A 508-nucleotide genomic window follows, 5' to 3' on the forward strand; every position below is an offset into this window, starting at 1 on the left:
TACCGGCGGTAGGGAATCGGGCCAAAGAAGCTTGGCCGTGGCGCCCGCGCGGGACGGTTATTTGGTGGCGGCGCTGCGTCATCCGGGCGACAATTACCAAGACAGTTCGTTGTGGCAAAAGCCGCTGGGCACCTATTTCACGGAACGGCCCCGCCAGGTCTCGCGCCTGATCGACGCGCTGCTTGCGGATCCCGAATGGAAGGACCGCATCGCGACGGATGCCAAAGGCCCGCGGATAGGCGCCGCCGGGCACTCGGCCGGCGGCTACACCGTGGTTGCCTTGGCTGGAGGGCGGGTCGATCTATCCCGGTTCGGTGCGCATTGCGCGAAGGACGCCGCGGAAGACCCGATCTCTTGCGCAATGGTCCGCGACATTCGCCAGATGCAGGCGCCACTTGTGCTCGGCTCGACCGCCGATCCGCGTGTCCGCGCGATCGTCGCCATGGCGCCCGTCGGCGTCATGTTCACGGAGCAGTCCCTGAAAGCCATCACCGTGCCGGCCCTGATC

At 66.7% G+C, this 508-nt stretch carries 1 protein-coding gene; it reads left to right on the forward strand.

Annotation, left to right across the window (positions count from 1 at the left end):
- Nucleotides 1–31: 31 nt before the first annotated feature.
- On the forward strand, nt 32–508 hold a 477-nt coding region (locus KVT37_RS31835), incomplete at its 3' end, for an alpha/beta hydrolase family protein (RefSeq protein WP_368860644.1).

This window comes from Mesorhizobium sp. GbtcB19 (assembly GCF_019091085.1).
GTDB lineage: Bacteria > Pseudomonadota > Alphaproteobacteria > Rhizobiales > Rhizobiaceae > Mesorhizobium.